Here is a 1,053-nt window from a genome sequence, read left to right on the forward strand (position 1 = left end):
ATCCTGATTATATAAATGAAGCGGAATTAAAAAAGGAAAATAACGAAAGAGAAGATTCATATACATATGAAGGATTTTCAGATGAAGAAATACTGTACTACTACTTGAATCGACAAACACATTTTGACCAAGAAAAACGAATCAAGGATGCATCAAGAATTCTATATGCACGTGATTTAAGTCAGTTTTATTTCTTTATTAGACAAAGTGAGGAATTTCTACAGAAAGATGTAAAGGATTATAAATTTGGTCAAGTATGGAGAAACCTTAGGAAACGGCATATCCGTAATTATCAAAAATGGTTATCTCAAGAGGCAACCTCCTATCAGTCAAAAGATAAATACAAGCCATCTACAGTTAGTAGAAAGCTTGGTGTTATTCGTTCATATTTGAAATGGCTATATGAAATCCAATATATTCAGGATCCTCTACATGTTGAGATACTAAGTACAACTGTAAATAAACAACATAAACCTAAACGGGAGTTATCATATGAGGAAGTAAAACAATTGCTTCATTACTACAAGGATAATGAAATCAATTACGCTTTATTGTCAGTTCTAGCTACCACAGGGTTACGTGTTGCAGAAGTCGCACATGCAAAGTGGGAAGATCTTGAGTATGATACTATACGAGGACGATATTATTTAAAGGTTGATACAAAGGGAGATAATGAGCGGATTGTTTCCATTAATAAGGAGATTTTTAATCGGATTGTCGCATTTCGAATGCGGAGAAGATTACCTATAGACATTGGAAATAGAAATGGTGGAACAGTATTTCAAACTAAAAACCATACTGCTTATAGAGAGAATTATTTGTCACAATATATTTCTAAAATCATTAAGGATACTCAGCTACCCTTTACAGAGAATATGGGAATTACTCCCCACTTCTTTAGACATTTTTATGTACAGTACTTATATGATTACAAAGGATTACCACCTCATATTATCGCAGCTGCAGTAGGTCATAAAAATGATCGTACTACGAAAGAAAATTATTTGAATCAGCGATTGACGAAAGATAATGATGCCGGTAATTTAATTTTGG

General features: G+C 33.0%; 1 protein-coding gene. It reads left to right on the top strand.

All coding sequences use genetic code 11. The features are described 5' to 3' along the window. On the top strand, positions 1–1,053 hold a 1,053-nt coding region (locus ACQGSG_RS29170), incomplete at both ends, for a tyrosine-type recombinase/integrase (RefSeq protein WP_426948783.1).

The organism is Bacillus sp. GMa5/1 (assembly GCF_050172015.1).
GTDB classification, from domain to species: Bacteria; Bacillota; Bacilli; order Bacillales; family Bacillaceae_G; genus Bacillus_A; species Bacillus_A cereus.